At 47.7% G+C, this 17906-nt stretch carries 13 protein-coding genes and 2 pseudogenes; 11 read left to right on the top strand and 4 right to left on the bottom strand.

Annotation, left to right across the window (positions count from 1 at the left end):
* Window positions 1-8: 8 nt before the first annotated feature.
* Entirely contained in the window at window positions 9-1037 is a 1029-nt protein-coding gene (gene pheS, locus D5270_RS08425; RefSeq protein ID WP_166543682.1) for a phenylalanine--tRNA ligase subunit alpha, read from the bottom strand.
* 186 nt (window positions 1038-1223) lie between these two features.
* On the opposite strand from pheS, the gene D5270_RS08420 reads away from it, so the two are divergent.
* The 4 genes and pseudogenes from D5270_RS08420 (at window position 1224) to D5270_RS08405 (ending at window position 6523) form a co-directional block, all read left to right on the top strand.
* The gene (locus D5270_RS08420) at window positions 1224-3002 is read left to right on the top strand and encodes an HAD-IIIC family phosphatase (RefSeq protein WP_166543681.1); all 1779 of its coding nucleotides are present in this window, start codon (window positions 1224-1226) and stop codon (window positions 3000-3002) included.
* A 417-nt stretch (window positions 3003-3419) separates the two neighbouring features.
* Window positions 3420-4226: pseudogene (locus D5270_RS16595) on the top strand (ParA family protein); the annotation flags it as partial.
* A 767-nt stretch (window positions 4227-4993) separates the two neighbouring features.
* Window positions 4994-5920: pseudogene (locus tag D5270_RS08410) on the top strand (CHAP domain-containing protein); the annotation flags it as partial.
* 141 nt (window positions 5921-6061) lie between these two features.
* Window positions 6062-6523: a MarR family winged helix-turn-helix transcriptional regulator gene (locus tag D5270_RS08405; protein ID WP_166543679.1), complete on the top strand. Its 462-nt coding sequence runs from the start codon at window positions 6062-6064 to the stop codon at window positions 6521-6523.
* Window positions 6524-6693: 170 nt separating this feature from the next.
* Here the strand turns inward: D5270_RS08405 and D5270_RS08400 are convergent, their stop codons facing one another.
* Window positions 6694-7638 (bottom strand): AraC family transcriptional regulator, encoded by a 945-nt coding sequence (locus D5270_RS08400; RefSeq protein WP_166543678.1) that lies wholly within the window; start codon window positions 7636-7638, stop codon window positions 6694-6696.
* Window positions 7639-7751: 113 nt separating this feature from the next.
* On the opposite strand from D5270_RS08400, the gene D5270_RS08395 reads away from it, so the two are divergent.
* Window positions 7752-8972 carry an MFS transporter gene (locus tag D5270_RS08395; RefSeq protein ID WP_166543677.1) on the top strand — a complete coding sequence of 407 codons (1221 nt, stop codon included), beginning with the start codon at window positions 7752-7754 and terminating at the stop codon, window positions 8970-8972.
* A complete protein-coding gene (locus D5270_RS08390) occupies window positions 8962-9552 on the top strand; it encodes a DUF1349 domain-containing protein (protein ID WP_166543676.1) in 591 nt (196 codons plus the stop codon). The genes D5270_RS08395 and D5270_RS08390 overlap by 11 nt, the downstream gene beginning before the upstream one ends.
* 67 nt (window positions 9553-9619) lie before the next feature.
* Here D5270_RS08390 and D5270_RS08385 read toward each other — a convergent pair whose 3' ends face one another.
* Window positions 9620-9952: a winged helix-turn-helix transcriptional regulator gene (locus D5270_RS08385; RefSeq protein WP_166543675.1), complete on the bottom strand. Its 333-nt coding sequence runs from the start codon at window positions 9950-9952 to the stop codon at window positions 9620-9622.
* Window positions 9953-10096: 144 nt separating this feature from the next.
* Between D5270_RS08385 and D5270_RS08380 the strand changes: the two genes are divergently transcribed.
* The 5 genes from D5270_RS08380 to D5270_RS08360 all read left to right on the top strand — a co-directional run bounded on the left by D5270_RS08380 (window position 10097) and on the right by D5270_RS08360 (window position 15311).
* The gene (locus D5270_RS08380) at window positions 10097-10642 is read left to right on the top strand and encodes a flavodoxin family protein (protein WP_166543674.1); all 546 of its coding nucleotides are present in this window, start codon (window positions 10097-10099) and stop codon (window positions 10640-10642) included.
* Between the two features lie 85 nt (window positions 10643-10727).
* A complete protein-coding gene (locus D5270_RS08375; RefSeq protein ID WP_207709336.1) occupies window positions 10728-11132 on the top strand; it encodes a winged helix-turn-helix domain-containing protein in 405 nt (134 codons plus the stop codon).
* A 565-nt stretch (window positions 11133-11697) separates the two neighbouring features.
* Complete coding sequence (locus D5270_RS08370) at window positions 11698-12147, top strand: RNA polymerase sigma factor (RefSeq protein WP_166543673.1); 450 nt, start codon at window positions 11698-11700, stop codon at window positions 12145-12147.
* A 609-nt stretch (window positions 12148-12756) separates the two neighbouring features.
* Window positions 12757-13281, top strand: coding sequence for a type II toxin-antitoxin system PemK/MazF family toxin (locus tag D5270_RS08365; protein WP_166543672.1), 525 nt, complete (start codon window positions 12757-12759; stop codon window positions 13279-13281).
* 194 nt (window positions 13282-13475) lie between these two features.
* Window positions 13476-15311, top strand: a complete 1836-nt coding sequence (locus D5270_RS08360) for a recombinase family protein (protein WP_166543671.1) — start codon at window positions 13476-13478, stop codon at window positions 15309-15311.
* Here D5270_RS08360 and ppdK read toward each other — a convergent pair.
* On the bottom strand, window positions 15236-17866 hold the full coding sequence (gene ppdK / locus D5270_RS08355; protein ID WP_166543670.1) for a pyruvate, phosphate dikinase: 2631 nt from the start codon (window positions 17864-17866) through the stop codon (window positions 15236-15238). The two genes, D5270_RS08360 and ppdK, sit on opposite strands and share 76 nt — an antisense overlap.
* Window positions 17867-17906: the final 40 nt, after the last annotated feature.

Below are 17906 nucleotides of genomic sequence, written 5' to 3'. Positions count from 1 at the left end.
CCTCCCTCTCACTCGTGCCGGAACTGGGCAAGGGCCTTTAAATTGCCGCTGTTCAAATCCCGGATATCTTTAACGCCGTACTTCATCATCACAAGGCGGGTGAGCCCCAGCCCGAAGGCGAAGCCCGTGTACTCCTCAGGGTCCACCCCGCCCATTTTCAGCACATTGGGGTGTATCATCCCGCAGGGGCACAGCTCTACCCAGCCGGAGTGGTGGCAGGTGGAGCAGCCCTCGCCGCCGCAGATAAGGCAGCTTATATCAAGCTCGAAGCCCGGCTCCACAAAGGGGAAGAAGCCCGGGCGAAGGCGCACCTTCACGTCCCGCTGGAAGACCTCACTGAGCATGGTCTTCATGAAATATATCAGGTTTGAAATAGAGATATTCTTGTCCACCATGATTCCCTCCATCTGAAAGAAGGTGTTCTCATGGCTGGCGTCCGTGGCCTCGTTCCTAAAGCACCTCCCGGGGAAGATGGCCCGGCAGGGTGCGCCGTATTTTTGCAGGATGAAGTTCTGGGCGGCGGAGGTATGGGTCTTTAATAGCTGGCCGTTCTCCAGGTAGTAGGTGTCCTGCATGTCCCTGGCGGGGTGGTCCTTGGGGATGTTCACCGCCTCGAAGCACTCGTAGTCCGTGACTATCTCCCTAAAGTCCTCCACCACAAAGCCCATGGAGGTGAATATCTCCTCAAGCTGCCTCTGCACCACGGTTATAGGGTGGTAGGACCCCGGGTCCCCCTCTGTGGGCAGGGTCACGTCGTAGCGCTCGGCCCCCTCTATCTCCCGCTGCTCCTCGGCGGCCTTTATCTCCTCTATCCTCTCGGAAAGCCGCTGCTCAACGGCGCGCTTCAAAAGGTTCACATGCTGGCCCAGCTCCTTCTTCTGCTGTGCGCCCACGTCCTTAAGGCCCTTCAGCAGCTCCGTCACCGAGCCCTTTTTCCCAAGGTAGGCCACTCTCAGCTTTTCAACGGCCTCGCTGCTGCCTGCAGCCTTCAGCTCCTGCTCAAAGCTCTCCCGCAGCCCCTCTATCCTTTCCTTCATCTTAAAACGTCCTTTCTACGCCTTCATTTACTGTATACACGCAAAAAACTGCGTTCCTTCGTATTATACCACTTTATTACAGCAGTTTCAAGATATTTTCTCGCCGCCCTTGAAATGGGCCCTTTATACTGATATAATTATAATTCAAGTATACATTTTACGTTTATATCAAGAAGGGAGACCAGTATGCACAAGCTGTTATGCTATCCGTTCGACCCCCAGGCCATACTGAAAAAGCGCAAATCCATACGCCGGGAGCTCCTCGCCTCCGGTGAGCCCCGCATAAAAAAGAAAATAGCCGTGCTGGGCGGCTCCACCACCCACGACATAATCGCCGTTTTAGAGCTGTTCCTTCTCGATTTCGGCATAGAGCCGGAGTTCTACGAGTCCGAGTTCGGGCTCTACTATGAGGACGCAATGTTCGGCGAGGCCCTTAGGGACTTCTCCCCGGACCTTATCTATATCCACACCTCCCGCCGGAACATCACCGGCCTCCCCGCCCCCTCGGACAGCCCGGAGTTCGTCTCGGAGCTCCTTGACGCCCAGTTCTCCCGCCTTGAAGCCATGTGGGAGCATTTGGCCGAGGAGTACCGCTGCCCGGTGATACAGAACAACTTCGAGCCGCCCTTCTACAGGCTCCTTGGCAACCGGGACGCCTGGGACTATAGGGGGCATACAAACTTTGTCTCAAGGCTCAATATGAAGCTCTATGAATATGCCTCCTCCCGCCAGGATTTCTATATCAACGATATCAGCTATCTCTGCGCCGACTACGGCCTTTTAAAGTGGACCGACCCCTTTTACTGGCATATGTATAAATACTGCCTGAACTTAGACGCAATCCCCGCCCTCTCATACAGCGTGGCCTGCATAATCAAGTCCATATACGGCAAAAACAAGAAGTCCCTTGTGCTGGATTTGGACAACACCCTATGGGGCGGCATAGTAGGCGACGACGGCGCAGAGGGCATAGAGATAGGCCACGAGACCTCCATGGGCCAGGTATACAGCGAGTTCCAGGCCTATTTGAAGGAGCTCTTAGGCTACGGCATTATGCTCAACGTGGACTCGAAAAACGACGAGGAGAACGCAATCGCGGGGCTCAGCCACCCCGAGGGCACCCTGCGCCCCCAGGACTTTATCTCCATCAAGGCCAACTGGGAGCCCAAGGACCTGAACTTTGCCGAGATTGCCGGGGAGCTGAATATACTCCCCGAGAGCATGGTCTTCGTCGACGACAACCCCGCCGAGCGCGCCATAGTCACCGGGCAGATACCCGGGGTCTGTGCCCCCTTAATGGACGCCCCCGAGCACTATATCACCGCCATAGACCGCTGCGGCTTCTTCGAGGCCACAAAGCTCTCTAAGGACGACCTCTCCCGCAACGAGATGTACAAGGCGAACGCCCAGCGCACAAAGCTCCAGAAGAGCTTTAGGAGCTATGAAGACTACCTGCTCTCCCTTGACATGCACGCCCTGATACGCCCCTTCGAGCCGGTGTACATCTCCCGCATAGCCCAGCTCACCAACAAGTCGAACCAGTTCAACCTCACCACCCGCCGCTTCACCGAGTCCCAAATGCAGGCCGCCTCCCGGGACCCTGATATTATAACCCTCTACGGCAAGCTCACCGACAAGTTTGGCGACAACGGGGTCATCTCCGTGGTGATGGGCCGCATAGACGGCGAACTGCTCCACATAGAGCTCTGGCTCATGAGCTGCCGGGTGCTCAAGCGGAACATGGAGCACGCCATGCTGGACGAGCTCATCCGGGCGGCGGAAAAGGCCGGGGCCAAAAGGCTCCGGGGGTACTACTATAAAACCCAAAAAAACGGCATGGTAAAGGACTTTTATAAGGAGTTCGGCTTTGAGCTGGTCTCAGAGGACGGCGAAGACACCGTCTGGGAGCTCCCCATAAGCGGGTATGCCCCCAAAAATACCGTGATAAAGGTAAACGTAGAGTAAACACGCACCCCCTGCCGGGAGAGTCCCGGGCAGGGGGTGCGCTCTGTCTATATCAATTTAAATCAGGGGCTGATTACTTGGACTTGATAGCAGCCTGTGCTGAACGGTACTCCGGTAGGACTTTTTGGACGACTGCACCGTACCCCTCTAATCACTTGGCTTATGACCCCAACGATTATTTTCCACCTTTTCTCACTTTACATATAAAGTTTGAAGAAGCCGAAGCATATCGTAAAGCCGCTGGCTGTTATCTCCGTAAAAACCAATGGGAAGATTTAACCATTGATGTGTACCTCTAAGATATATACATATTATATAAGAAGCCGTTTGCAAAAGCAAGCGGCTTTTTTCATACTCGTACATAGCCGTCTGCTTCGCCGCAGGCGGCTAAATCTATGTAAAGGAGGAAACCCCAAAATGGCGAATTGCAAAGTAATAGCGGTGACGAACCAAAAAGGCGGCGTGGGTAAAACCACAACGACCGCTAACCTCGGAATCGGTCTTGCACAGGAAAACAAAAGGGTCTTGCTGATCGACGCAGACGCGCAAAATTCTTTGACGCTCTCCCTCGGTTATCTTAAACCCGACGATCTGCCCGTTACGCTTACGGACATTATACAGTCGGTGATTGACGACAAGCCGATTCCCGACGGTCACGGTATTTTGCACCACGGCGAGGGCGTTGACCTGCTGCCTGCGAATATCACATTGTCGGGTATGGAAATCCGGCTGATTAACGCTATGAACCGTGAACGGGCGCTGCGGACATATATCAATGAGATAAAGCCCCATTACGACTATATTCTCATTGACTGTATGCCGTCACTCGGTATTATGCCGCTGAACTCATTAGCGGCAGCGGACAGCGTTATCATTCCGTCGCAGCCGTCGTTTCTCTCGGCAAAGGGTTTGGATTTGCTCATGCACTCCATTTCACAGGTCAAACGGCAGATCAATCCCAAGCTGAAAATCGACGGGATTCTTTTTACGATGGTAGATAGCCGCACCAACGAGGCAAAGGAAATCATCGCTTCTCTGCGTGCTCACTACGGCGAGAAAATCCGTGTGTTCGGGACGGAAATCCCCTTTTCCGTGAGAGCCGCCGAAACCAGCGGCAGAGGCAAGAGCATTTATGCTCACGACAAAAACGGCAAGGTTGCCGCCGCATACCACGCGCTGACAAAGGAGGTGTTGGAGATTGAGCGTAAAACCGAGAGATTTAGGAATGACGCCGTTGACCGATTGGAGGCGTATATCGGCAGACCTATTATCCGGCTGAAAGCGGCGCGCGATTTTGAATACTACTTTTACGAATACACCCCGAAACGAAAGAATCCCGCGCTATCGCAGTACAGGGGTATGAGCTGGCCCGGTCCCCGTGGCCGCTGGTGTACGGGGATTCTCAAAACCCGTATCGTCGCCGCCTATCTGAAAAAGCTGAAAGAGGAATATACGGTTATTGAGTATGTAGGAATCGCCGCCGACGAAACAAAGCGAATCAAGGACAAAAATTACCCGCTTGTAGAATGGGGAATGACAGAAAAGGACTGTCTTTCCTATTGTTACAGGCGGGGTTTTGATTGGGGCGGTTTATATGAGATTTTCAGCCGTGTTTCCTGCTGGTGCTGCCCTCTGCAAAGTCTGGAGGAACTGCGGAAGCTGTATCGGCATTTTCCCGACCTATGGCGGCAGCTTGAAGAATGGGACAATTCCACTTGGAGGACATTTCTAAAAAACTATTCCGTCCGTCAGCTTGCCGCCCGTTTTGATTTTGAGGACGAATGGCAGAAAAACGGCGGCAATATCCGCAGCAGGGCGTTTTATACGGCTCTGCGGCAGGAGCTTTCACGGCTCGGATCGGAGGTGACGCTATGCCGGAGATAAAGACAATGGAGATTGCCAAAGGGACGGTCAAGGCGATTGACAAATCAGCGGTGGCCGCTGAGCGTATGAAATCTGCCTATATCCGCACCAAAGACAAAGCGGATCAGACCATGCAGGTGGTTGTTCAGGAAATCAACACCGACTATCAAACGCAGCTTGACACGACAAAGGCGAATATCTCCTATGATGTGTTGGAAATGTCCGGCTCCCGCGCCGTCTGGCCGGAAGTGCTTGCTATTTACGCGGTCAAGACCACCACCGATCCCGACAATGCGCAGGAGGTCGCCACAATGAACGATTCCAAAAAGGCGATTCTAAAAGATATTTTCTGGCAGATGAATGAAATATCTTCCCAGACCGAAACAAAGACCGAGGAAGTAATTACCGAAACCGACGACGGCCACGGGAATATTGTGGAAACAACGACCACCGTTACACGAACCTATCTGTATATCACGGTCAGCCATAAGACCGCCGAGAAAATGGCGGATCAGTACAATTTCAATGCAGACCAGCGAAAGCAGCTTGCCGAGCTTCTTGCCGACGAAAACCGTAGTATGTGGAGCGCCGTTCTTTACGGTATCGGCACAGGCGACGGCGAGATTGTAACGGTCGCACTCTCGCAGATCGGCAATGTGGGCGGTGAGCCGTATTGGTCGTGGTATGGCTTTAACTCCCGTGTGGAATGGTGTGCTTGCTTCGTTTCGTGGTGTGCTAACGAGTGCGGATATATTGACGCAGGCGTTATTCCGAAATTTGCAGGCTGCGTCTGGGGTGTCGAATGGTTCAGAGATCGTGGACTTTGGCAGAACAGAAACTACGAACCCCGCCCCGGTGACATTATCTTTTTTGATTGGGACAACAAAGGCTCGTCAGGCTCGCAGGACGGAGAATCCGATCATGTGGGAATCGTTGAGAAAGTCGAGAACGGAACAGTTTACACCGTGGAGGGCAATTCCGGCGATAGTTGCCGAGAAAATCACTATGCCATAGGATATTATGAGATATTGGGGTACGGTGTGCCGCAATACTAAAATAAAAAGCTGCCTGCCGAACACAGGTAGCTTTTTACATAAGTTCACATATTGTTTGAAGTATCTCCCTTGACATCTTCCTCTGTTTGTGTTAAAATAAGTACAATATTAGACCGTCTAACATTAGAAAGAGGAGAACTGATGAACTGGGAAGAAGTCAGAAACTATGTCAATCAATATTGCAGGCTGCGAGATGTGCAGTTTGCCGCCTACGAATTGTATGCAAGAAAGTATAACCTTACTGCAAAAGAATTGTTTGTGCTTGATATTGTTTGGTTTGCGCCGGACGGTTGCCTGCAATCGGAAATTTGCGAACGGTTGTCGGCTACTAAGCAAACCGTCAGCGCTATTATCAAAAAGTTTTGGAAACTCGGTTACATATCCTTAACAGAATCCGAAACGGATCGGCGCAATAAAATAGTTCGCTTCACAGACGCAGGCAAGGAATACACCGCTAAAATTATTCCTCCTGCTGCTAATGCCGAGATTAACGCAATGGCTGAGTTGGATTTGTCCGGCGAAGATATTGCCGAATTGGTGCGGCTTACAACGCTGTTTTCTAATCAAATGGCAAAAAGATTCAGTGAAATCAAGGAGGATTAAATGATGGAATTTTACGAAGCAATTAACAAAAGGAAAACGACAAGAGAACTATTACTGTTCTTATTTTGGTGATAATTACCGAGAAAATCATTATGTAGTAAAATATTATTAAATACTTGGATGCGGTGTGCCACAATATAAAAAAATGGGCAAAAGAAAAACAGAGAGATTTATTTCTCAGTTTTTTTACATAGATACTTACCAACATTAGAGTAAGGAAAACCTGCCTTTTTTCTGTATTCGCTCGGCGTTAGTTGGAATAATTTTTTAAATTTGCGACAAAAATAGCCAACATTTTCAAAGCCAGTAGCCTGTGCGATTAGAAAAATACTATTATCTGTATTTGTAAGAAGTCTTGCCGCACGTTTTAGGCGGTAATTCACTAAATAATTTATTGGAGAAGTGTTCAGATATTTATTAAATATATTTAATGCGCTGCTCTTACTTATTGATACGGTTTTTGCAATATCATCTAACGAAATATGATCAGAATAATTTTTATGGATATATTGCATCATAATTTGCAGCTGCGCTGTGGTTCGTGCAGATACTTCTGAAACGGAGGAGTCCTCTTTTATCTCCACATTTTCATATAGCACAGTCCATAGTTTTAAAAGTAATTCTACAGTTTTTATTTCATGGGAATTTGTTGTTTTTTGAGCAGAAAATACTGACAGCAGTAAATTTAGAACAGTATTCTGCCAATTCACATTGGGAGTTAATACAAAACAATCTATATTTGAATTAAGAATAGGCCAAATATATTTCCGGTATATTAAACTTTCTTTGGAAGATAACAAATCTGGCAGAAATACAATATTAGGGATAATGACACTTTCTGACGCTTCAAAACGGTGAATGGCTTTCGTATTTATAAATATGCCCATTCCCGAAGTTAGGACATATCTTTTGCCGCCTACCAGAAATTGAGCCGTTCCTTTTTTAACGAAAACAAATTCAATCTCGGAGTGCCAATGCCAATCTATACAGTGGAAATCAAATTGCCAAATATCCTCTTCATAGTATTGAAACGGATATTCCTCGTTCCCGTGATAAGCAGTTTCTCTTAATGTTTCGTCTGTAACAATTTTGCTATATTTATCATTAATGTTCATCAAGTTTCCTCATTTTTGGGATATTGTGTAATAATATTGCGATATAGTGGATTCAAATTCAGAATATAATGCGATATAATCTAATTATAGTGCTGGAAAGAGAGGAAGTCAATATGGCTAAAGATTATAAAAAAACATTAAAAGCTTGTTATTTAGGCTTTATTACACAAGCAATCGCTGCTAATTTTGCTCCATTATTGTTTTTGAAATTCCATAACGATTATAATATACCTTTAGGAAAAATTGCCCTTATATCAGGGGTGCTTTTTCTTGCGCAGCTTATTGTTGATATTTTGTGTACGCAATTTGTAGATCGCATAGGGTATCGTAAATGTGTTGTAGCTTCAGAGGTGTTTGCTGCCGCTGGACTGGTAGGGTTAGCCTTTCTGCCTGAACTTTTGCCCGAGCCGTTTATAGGCATTATGATAAGTGTAATTGTTTATGCGTTGGGTAGTGGGTTGATTGAGGTGCTTTGCAGTCCCATCGTAGAAGCTTGTCCTTTTGAACATAAGGAAGCCACTATGAGTCTGTTACACTCATTTTATTGTTGGGGTTCGGTGGGCGTCATACTTGTATCAACAGTTTTTTTCGCAGTTTTCGGAACAGATAATTGGAGATGGCTTGCCTGTGTATGGGCGTTGATTCCGATATATAACGCCTTTAATTTTGCTGCCTGCCCTATCGAACACATTACAGAAGACGGAAAGGGAATGAAAACAAGCAGCTTACTTCATATCCCGCTATTTTGGATTGCGATTGTCCTAATGATCTGCGCAGGCGCTTCAGAGTTATCTATGGCGCAATGGGCTTCTGCGTTTGCAGAATCGGCTTTAGGACTATCAAAGTCAGTTGGCGATTTGGCTGGTCCTTGTATGTTTGCGGTAACTATGGGGATAAGCCGTGCTATTTACGGGAAATATGGAGAAAAACTGGATTTAATGAAATTTATGCTGGGCTCCGGCGGTCTTTGTCTGATATGCTATATTGCAGCTTCTGTATCAAGCAACCCCGTTATAGGTTTGATAGGCTGTATTATGTGCGGCTTTTCAGTAGGGATTATGTGGCCCGGTGCTATCAGTATATGCTCCAGCCGTATTTCGACAGGAGGAACTGCAATGTTTGCCTTGCTTGCTATGTCGGGTGATTTAGGTGGAATGGTGGGACCAAGTATTGTTGGAGCAATCACACAAAGTTCAAATAATAATTTACAGATGGGAATGCTTACAGGATGCATATTCCCGCTAATACTTATAATATCGCTTCTCATACTGAAAGGTATGCGGAGAAAAGATATAAATAAAAAATGCAAGGAGGACTTACATTATGAATTTTAAATGGTTAAATGAAGGACAAGTTAAAGAGGAAGGGAACAGAATAGAAATGTTTGCCCCGGCACAAAGTGATTTTTTCTTTAATAACGGTACAGTTAGTGAAGAAGGAATTACGCCGGAATCTTTATGTAATGCTCCGTTTTACCACACTGAAATTGCCGGAGATTTCGTTATGCGGGTAAAAGTGTCCCATGATTTCAAAGATACATATGACTCCGCTTCCATTATGGTAATGCAGGATATGAAAAACTGGGCGAAGTCGTGTTTTGAAATGACTGATTTTGGTACGCACGCTGTTGTTAGCGTTATTGCAAGAAACGGGGAATGTGACGACGCAAATGGGTGCAACATTGACGGTAATGAAGTTTGGCTGCAAGTATGCAGATGTGGTAAATCCTTTGCGTTCCATTATTCTGTTGACGGCAAAAAATTCTACATGACGAGATTTTTTAATCTTCCTGTTGGCGAAACGGTAAAAGTAGGACTGTTGCCGCAAGCTCCTGTTGGAAACGGTGGGACAAGGTTTTATACAGACCTCACTTTTGAACAGAAAACAGTAAAAAATATTCGTATGGGTGAATAAACGGCTTTATCGTCCCTAAGAAACAGACTGAAACCTCAAACAGTTTCAGTCCGTTTCTTTTTATATATCATAATGCGTTTTCTTCTCCCCAATCACATATTGCGTTAAGTATTGGAATCAGTGATTTGCCACGTTCAGTTAAACTATATTCCACCTTAGGTGGTATTTGCGGATATTCTTTTCTATGAATTAGTTTATCAGCTTCCAGTTCTTTTAATGTTGCACTTAATGTTTTGTAGGAAATCGCTTCAATGTACTTTTTCATTTCATTAAATCGGACAATGCCAAATTCTGCTAAAACATATAATATGGTCATTTTATATTTTCCGTTAATCAATGACAACGTATAGCTAAATCCTGTACTTCTGAAACATTCATTTGAAATAATCCGTTCACTCATTTTACACTTTCCTTTCTGATAGTTTATAACCTTTATGTTAGTATCGCACTTAAATGTGCGTACTTGCTTTTAGTTTCATTCTTGCTATAATGATAATATCTTGTATGGGAAAAGTCAATCCCACAATCAAAGGAGGATAATTTTATGAGCAAAAAAATAGTTGTAATCACAGGCAGCCCCCGTAAAAAAGGAAATAGCTTTGCCATGACAGAGGCTTTTATCAAGGCGGCAGAAAAAAAAGGACATACAATAACCCGGTTTGACATTGCAACAATGAATGTAGGCGGGTGTCGTGCCTGCGAAACTTGCTTCAAAACGGGGAAAGCCTGTTCCTTTAATGACGATTTTAATACCATTGCCCCGGCTATTCAGGAAGCAGACGCAGTAGTATTCTCAACCCCGGTTTACTGGTACTCTATCCCGTCACAAATTAAAGCAGTAATAGATAAGCTGTTTTCATTCTACAATGCAAAGGTTGACCTATCGGGTAAAGAATGTGCGCTGATTTCCTGTTGTGAGGAAAATGATGAATCCGTTTTTGACGGTGTACGTGTTCCGATAGAGCGTTCTGCTGCATTGCTAAACTGGAAAATGGTAGGAACGGTATTAGTTCCCGCAGTTGTCAATGTAGGAGATATTGATAAAACAGAGGGATGCAATCAAGCGGCTGTTTTGGCAGATAAATTTTAACAGTAAATGTCTTAAAAGCACACCATTACAATTAAGATATAAAAAAACATAGCAGGGGGCTGATACTATCGGACGAATCATTATTTTGGAATTGACAGAGCGTGACAGTTCTGCTTTTGAGGATATTCTATCCTTTTTATCACGCCACCCTGATTTGAAAAAATGGGAGCTTCGGGACGAGCCGGTATTATCACTTCCCGGACTTGAAATAAATCTTGCCCGCAGGAAGATCAAAAGTGATGAACACGAAATATCATTGACGGCAAAAGAATATGATATTTTCTGTTTATTGGTTGCTAATAAAAACCGTGTGCTGACCTACGACCAAATCTATGAAAAGGTATGGGGTGATTTTTCTTCGGGTAGCGAACGGGAAACAATCGGTTTCCATGTCAGAAATCTACGGAAAAAACTATTTGATACCGACCAAGAACCCGCCTATCAGATAGAGAGTATTCGGGATGTCGGGTATCGGTTTCAGTATAATTAAAACAATTTCAAGCGGCAGTCTGTTTCATTGGACTGCTGCTTTTCTCATTCCACAGAAGATATTTCGAGCGATTTTTCAACGGTTCTCTATATTCTGCGTTGGTATGACAGATTGCTTTCGCATATTGTCTGAACTTGCAATATTCCTCGGCGTAATCTCGGTTTTATCTCGGTGAAATCTCTTTTTCATACAGTATAATCCCTTTATCTACAAAACGGATAGGGGAAAACTGAAAATACCTGTCGGCTTATCCCCGCAAAGGGGATATAATGAAACGCAGAAAAAACGAACCGCCGAAAATACCGCCTGATAAAAAACTTAAATATCAATTTTTACATACCGCAGTCTCTAAGGGGATTGCGGTATTTTTTCATTCGACACCGTTTTGCCTATTCAGTCCATACAGGCTAATATATGGCAGCCCTCTACAAAATGACGCACCCGCTGTAAAGTGGGTGCGTTTCTTTTATGTCATAATATGCCGATTTTTGATATTCCATAGTGGGCGCAGCCCTCCGTGTCAATCTGAATCTCAAAAAATTCAGATTGATCGGAGGTAAACAGCGTGAGTGCTAACAAAAAAAGAATATGGATAAGCGGTCAACTTGTCGAGGTAACGGATGAAGTTTATGCCGCCTATACAAAAGGCGACCGAAAAATGCGTTACTTTGAAAATGACCTGAAAACAGAGCGTTTTCTTCTCACTAAAGACGGGCGGCTTGAACAAATCATACCCAGCCGCGAAGATTCATTAGACAGGCTTATGGAGGACAATGCACAGCAATTCTCCAACGGACAGGAAAGCGTTGAAGATGTAGTATTTCGGCAAATTATGGTGGACAAGCTACATACTGCGATTTCCCAGCTTACTGAAAAGGAACGGGCTTTGATTCAAGCATTGTTCTTTGAAGAAATGACAGAACGGGAATATGCCGAACAGTTGGGCGTATATCGCAATGCTGTTCATAAGAAGAAAATGCATATTCTTGAAAAACTAAAAAAACTTTTGGAATAAAGGTGTGCAGACCCCTCGCTGAACGGCAAATACAGCGAGGGGTCTTTTTTATTGACTTCTCGGCGTTCTTTGAAAACTGAATACCCATTCATCAAACACATTCCTATTGCTATTGTGATGAGCATAAGCCACATTAGCGGCTACGCCACGATCTGCTGGAAAGAAAGCAACGAGATTTCATCTGTATGTTTTTAAGTCTATGGCTTTCATTTCCTGCAAGGAGCGAATAACAGTCGGCTATGAGTATCGGGCGGCTCCCGATATGGCGACGACAAGCAATAGGGACAATGATACTCCTGTTCAGTCACAGTCCGAGCGTTGAAGCGTTTTTCGTGCGTGATCCGTCGCAGGCAATGAGAGCAGCCGACAGAGAACCTGCCGGGGGTGAGATTCCCGTGGAGCTGACAAGCCGCCAGCCGTTTGATGACTTCCCGCAACAATCCGGGGTGTCGAGGACAAATAGGATTGTTTCTGTATACAAGGTCAAACGGCAGGACGGGTCTACTGAAACGGAGAATTGTTTATATCTTTCCGACCTTAATTCTGTTCTGCCCTTGACCTCTACATAGGCGGCAAACCGCCTAAATTTTCAAAGGAGGTCATAACACTATGAACCACACATATTTACGAGGCGATATGTATTACGCCGATTTGGGACAAGGGATCGGCTCGGAACAAGAGGGCTACCGTCCCGTCGTTATTATTCAGAACAATGTCGGCAACAAGCACAGCCCTACGGTGATTATCGCTTCTATCACCAGCAAAAAGGACGCAAAGCCGAAACTACCTACCCACTACTACATCGACGCCGAGAACGGCTTGGAATTGCCCTCTATCGTTCTTTTAGAACAACTGCGAACCGTGGATAAACGCCGCTTGGGTGACTTTATCGGTCACTTGTCCGAAAAACATATACACGGTATCAATCACGCTCTGGCAGTCAGTATCGGTCTGATCGAGAGCCTGCCGAAAAAGTTAATCCTTTGCCTTTGCAGCGCTTGTGCCGACAATTTCTACGGTACGGGCGCTTACTCTTTACGCAGGATTGACCCGCAGCAGACCGAGAAAGACACCTGCACCTATTGTAATCAGCGAAAAGGATATGACTACGAGATTATCCCGAAGAACCGTTGAGGGGGCTGCCTATGAAATACAACATTCAGATTGATAATGAATATGTAGCTGTTCTTCTGATTGAAATTCTCTTTGAAAAATGTCTTGTAAACAGGCAGACATAATATAAATGCAAAGAAACGGCTAAATTCGCACATTTCACAAACAGCCTGTTTATAAGTACAATATAGATACCAAATCAAGGAGGTAAGTTTATGTATCAGACAAACACAGCTTTTAGGATTCCAAATACTTTTGTTTTGGATAGAAACAGAGAACGCAAAGCCGTATTTTACGGTCGTGTTTCTACGGAGCACGAGGCACAGTTAGCAGCATTGGAAAACCAAATGCAATGGTATGACGACCAAGCAAAATTTCATCCGAACTGGACTGTACTTGACAAGTATATCGACGAGGGCATAACCGGCACACAGGCAAAAAAACGCCCTGCTTTTATGCAAATGATTGAGGACGCAAAGCAGGGAGAATTTGATTTAATTGTTACCCGTGAGGTGTGCCGTTTTGCTCGTAACACCGTTGATACTCTTGTTATGACACGGGAATTGAAGAACTACGGCGTAGAGGTCTATTTCGTCGAGGATAATATTTGGACTATGGACGGCGACGGTGAACTGCGCTTAACGATTATGGCTACTCTCGCCCAAGAAGAAAGCCGCAAAATTTCAGAGCGTGTTCGGGCAGGTCAAAAAATCAGCCGTGATAATGGTGTTCTTTACGGCAGCGGAAATATTATCGGCTATGATCGTGTGGACGGCACTTATGTTATAAACGAGGATCAGGCCGAAACCGTGAAAATGATTTTTGACCTTTATTTAGAGGGACTTGGCGAAACGAAAATTTGTAAAGAACTTTGCAGACGCCAAAGAAAAGACGGGCACGGAAATGTAAGCTGGAGCGTTTCAAAAATCAGCCGCATTTTACGAAACGCAACCTATATGGGTTACAAGTGCTATTTGAAATCATACAGCAATAACTATCTGGAACAAAAGCGTATCAAGAACCTTGACGAAAGCACATATCTTTATGTAAAAGGTGACTTTGAACCTATCATTTCAGAGGAAGTTTTTAAGCGTTGCGAGGAAATCCGCAAAAGCCGAACAACCAAAATGATTGTCAATAAGGGAGAACGAACCTACGGAAAGAAGGCTTCACAGGATGTATGGCTGCGGAAACTTCGCTGTGCCTGCGGCTCTACTTTCCGAAAAAACAAATGGAGAACCAACCAGCGCGGCGATACCGTATTCGGCTATCAATGCTACAACCAAGTAAATAACGGCAGTAAATCGTTCCGAGAGAAAAATGGTCTTGATACCGACGGCTATTGCGATATTCGCATGATTGGCGATTGGAAACTCGACCTTATGGCAAAAAAGATTTTTGAAAGTATCTGGACGGACAGAAAAGATGCCGTTATGGAGGCCTATAAACTTCTCGGAGAGTGTTATCAATCCGATACAAGTCATAACAAGGCGACTATTGCTGCCGTTCAAGGCAAAATCTCTCGTGCGACGGCAAGGTTGGATAATTTGATTGCCATGCGTGCAGACGGTGAAATATCCAAAGAGAAATTTGGAGAATTACGGCAAAAAGCAGAAAGCGAACTCGCCACTCTAAACGAAGAACTTGACAAGCTAAATGCTGTTTCGGATGAATCTGTTGAATCCCTCGATATGAACGCTATTAAAGCCGCCCTTGAAGAAATGATTGATTTTTCTGGACCTACAATCGACGAAAACATCATTGAAAAGTTTGTTTCCCGAATTACTCCGATTGATAACGGACACTACCGTTGGGATTTGAACTTTACGCAGAATAAAAAACAGGCTATTATCGGCTCTGTTGAGGGGCGCAAGGGCAAAGCAACTGCCGACATAAAAGAATACGGTGAGAATGACGAGCATTCTCACCGTACATATGATAAGTCTATTCAGTTTTCCTCTAACGGGACGATAGCCTATCTTTGTTTAATAGCAGCCTGTGCTGCGGCAAGGCGGGCAATCGGCACGCGGAAGGGTGAGCAGGACACATAGGTCAGGCCCACGTTATGGCAGAACTCGATGGTGGTCGGGTCGCCTCCATGCTCGCCGCAGATGCCCAGGGTGATATCGGGGCGCACGGACTTGCCCTTCTCGGAGGCAAGCTTCACCAGCTGGCCCACGCCCTCCTGGTCCAGCTTTGCAAACGGATCGTTCTCGTAAATCTTGTTCTCGTAGTAGGACGAGAGGAACTTGCCCGCGTCGTCGCGGCTGAAGCCGAAGGTCATCTGGGTCAGGTCGTTGGTGCCGAAGCTGAAGAACTCGGCCTCCTCGGCAATCTTGTCCGCGGTGAGGGCGGCTCTGGGAATCTCAATCATGGTGCCCACCTTGTACTTAAGGTCTGCGCCCTCCTCAGAGATAATCCTGTCGGCGGTCTCCACAACGGTCTTCTTGACGAACTTCAGCTCCTTGATTTCGCCTACCAGCGGAATCATTATCTCGGGCACGATATGCCAGTCGGGATGGGCCTTGTTCACGTTTATGGCGGCCCTGATAACGGCCTCGGTCTGCATTTCGGCTATCTCGGGATAGGTGACAGCCAGGCGGCAGCCGCGGTGGCCCATCATGGGGTTGAACTCGTGCAGGCCGGCGATAATGGCCTTGATATCCTCAACGCTCTTGCCCTGTGCCTCTGCCAGCAGCTCGATGTCCTTCTCGTCGGTGGGGACGAACTCGTGCAGCGGGGGGTCCAGGAAGCGGATGTTCACGTGCTTGCCCTCGAGAGCCTCATAGAGCTTCTCGAAGTCGCCCTGCTGCATGGGCTCAAGCTTTGCAAGAGCTGCCTTGCGCTGCTCCACGGTGTCGGAGCAAATCATCTCGCGGATGGCGGCAATGCGGTCAGGGTCGAAGAACATGTGCTCAGTACGGCACAGGCCAATGCCCTCTGCGCCGAAGGCCACGGCCTGGGCGGCGTCCTTGGGGGTGTCGGCGTTGGTGCGCACCTGGAGGGTCCTGTACTTGTCCGAGAGCTCCATAATACGGCCGAAGTAGCCGCCCTCGGTGGAGGCGGGCACGGTGGGGATGGCCTCGCCGTAGATATTGCCGGTGGTGCCGTCCAGGGAGATATACTCGCCCTCATGGTACTCGCGGCCGTTCAGGGTGAACTTCTTGTTGGCCTCGTCCATCTTGATGGCGCCGCAGCCGGATACGCAGCAGGTGCCCATGCCCCGGGCCACAACAGCCGCGTGGCTGGTCATGCCGCCGCGCACGGTCAGGATACCCTGGGAGTAGTGCATGCCCTCGATGTCCTCGGGGGAGGTCTCAAGGCGCACCAGCACGACCTTCTCGCCGGCCTGTCCCTGCTCCACAGCGTCCTCGGCGGTGAAGACAATCTTGCCGCAGGCAGCTCCGGGGGAGGCAGCCAGGGCGGAGGCCACGGGGGTGGCGGCCTTCAGGGCCTTGGTGTCGAACTGGGGATGGAGCAGAGCGTCAAGCTGCTTGGGGTCTATCATCAGCAGGGCCTCTTCCTCGGTCTTCATGCCCTCGTCGATAAGGTCGCAGGCAATCTTGATGGCGGCGGTGGCGGTACGCTTGCCGTTGCGGGTCTGCAGCATGTAGAGCTTGCCGTGCTCAACGGTGAACTCCATGTCCTGCATGTCCTTATAGTGGTCCTCAAGGAGCTTGCAGACCTTCTGGAACTGCTCAAAGGCCTCGGGGAACTTCTCTGCCATCTGGGCGATGGGCATGGGAGTGCGCACGCCTGCCACAACGTCCTCGCCCTGGGCATTGGTCAAAAACTCGCCCATGAGCTTCTTCTCGCCGGTGGCGGGGTCGCGGGTGAAGGCAACGCCGGTGCCGCAGTCGTCGCCCATATTGCCGAAGGCCATCATCTGCACGTTGACGGCGGTGCCCCAGCTGTAGGGTATCTCGTTCATGCGACGGTACACATTGGCCCGGGGGTTGTCCCAGGAACGGAACACGGCCTTCACTGCGCCCATAAGCTGCTCCTTGGGGTCGGTGGGGAAGTCCGCGCCTATCTTCTCCTTATACTCGGCCTTGAACTGCTCAGCCAGCTCCTTCAGGTCGTTCTCGTCAAGCTCGGTGTCCTGAGTGACGCCCTTCTTCTCCTTCATCTGGTCGATGAGCTCCTCGAAATACTTCTTGCCCACCTCCATGACCACGTCTGAGTACATCTGGATAAAGCGGCGGTAGCAGTCATAGGCCCAGCGGGGGTTCCCCGAGGCCTTTGCCATATACTCCACCACTTCCTCATTGAGGCCCAGGTTCAGGATGGTATCCATCATGCCGGGCATGGAAGCGCGGGCGCCGGAGCGCACGGACACCAGCAGCGGGTTTTCCTTGTCCCCGAACTTCTTGCCGGTAATCTCCTCCATCTTGCCCACGTACTCCATAATTTCCGCCTGAATCTCGTCGTTGATTTTCCGGCCGTCCTCGTAATACTGGGTGCAGGCCTCGGTGCTGATAGTGAAGCCCTGAGGCACGGGCAGTCCGAGACTGGTCATCTCCGCAAGGTTCGCGCCCTTGCCGCCCAGCAGCTCGCGCATGGAACCGTTGCCCTCAGTAAACAGGTACACATACTTGTGGCTCATTGGTAACAACCTCCTAAAGAATACTCAACCGGAATCTGAA

The sequence above is a fragment of the Acutalibacter sp. 1XD8-36 genome (genome assembly GCF_009917525.1).
Lineage (GTDB): Bacteria > Bacillota > Clostridia > Oscillospirales > Acutalibacteraceae > Acutalibacter.
This window is presented reverse-complemented; position numbering and strand designations above follow the sequence as displayed.

Coding starts and splice junctions, on each gene's coding strand:
- pheS (WP_166543682.1), bottom strand. CDS start 1,037: ATGAAGGAAAGGATAGAGGGGCTGCGGGAGAGCTTTGAGCAGGAGCTG.
- D5270_RS08420 (WP_166543681.1), top strand. CDS start 1,224: ATGCACAAGCTGTTATGCTATCCGTTCGACCCCCAGGCCATACTGAAA.
- D5270_RS08405 (WP_166543679.1), top strand. CDS start 6,062: ATGAACTGGGAAGAAGTCAGAAACTATGTCAATCAATATTGCAGGCTG.
- D5270_RS08400 (WP_166543678.1), bottom strand. CDS start 7,638: ATGAACATTAATGATAAATATAGCAAAATTGTTACAGACGAAACATTA.
- D5270_RS08395 (WP_166543677.1), top strand. CDS start 7,752: ATGGCTAAAGATTATAAAAAAACATTAAAAGCTTGTTATTTAGGCTTT.
- D5270_RS08390 (WP_166543676.1), top strand. CDS start 8,962: ATGAATTTTAAATGGTTAAATGAAGGACAAGTTAAAGAGGAAGGGAAC.
- D5270_RS08385 (WP_166543675.1), bottom strand. CDS start 9,952: ATGAGTGAACGGATTATTTCAAATGAATGTTTCAGAAGTACAGGATTT.
- D5270_RS08380 (WP_166543674.1), top strand. CDS start 10,097: ATGAGCAAAAAAATAGTTGTAATCACAGGCAGCCCCCGTAAAAAAGGA.
- D5270_RS08365 (WP_166543672.1), top strand. CDS start 12,757: ATGAACCACACATATTTACGAGGCGATATGTATTACGCCGATTTGGGA.
- D5270_RS08360 (WP_166543671.1), top strand. CDS start 13,476: ATGTATCAGACAAACACAGCTTTTAGGATTCCAAATACTTTTGTTTTG.
- ppdK (WP_166543670.1), bottom strand. CDS start 17,866: ATGAGCCACAAGTATGTGTACCTGTTTACTGAGGGCAACGGTTCCATG.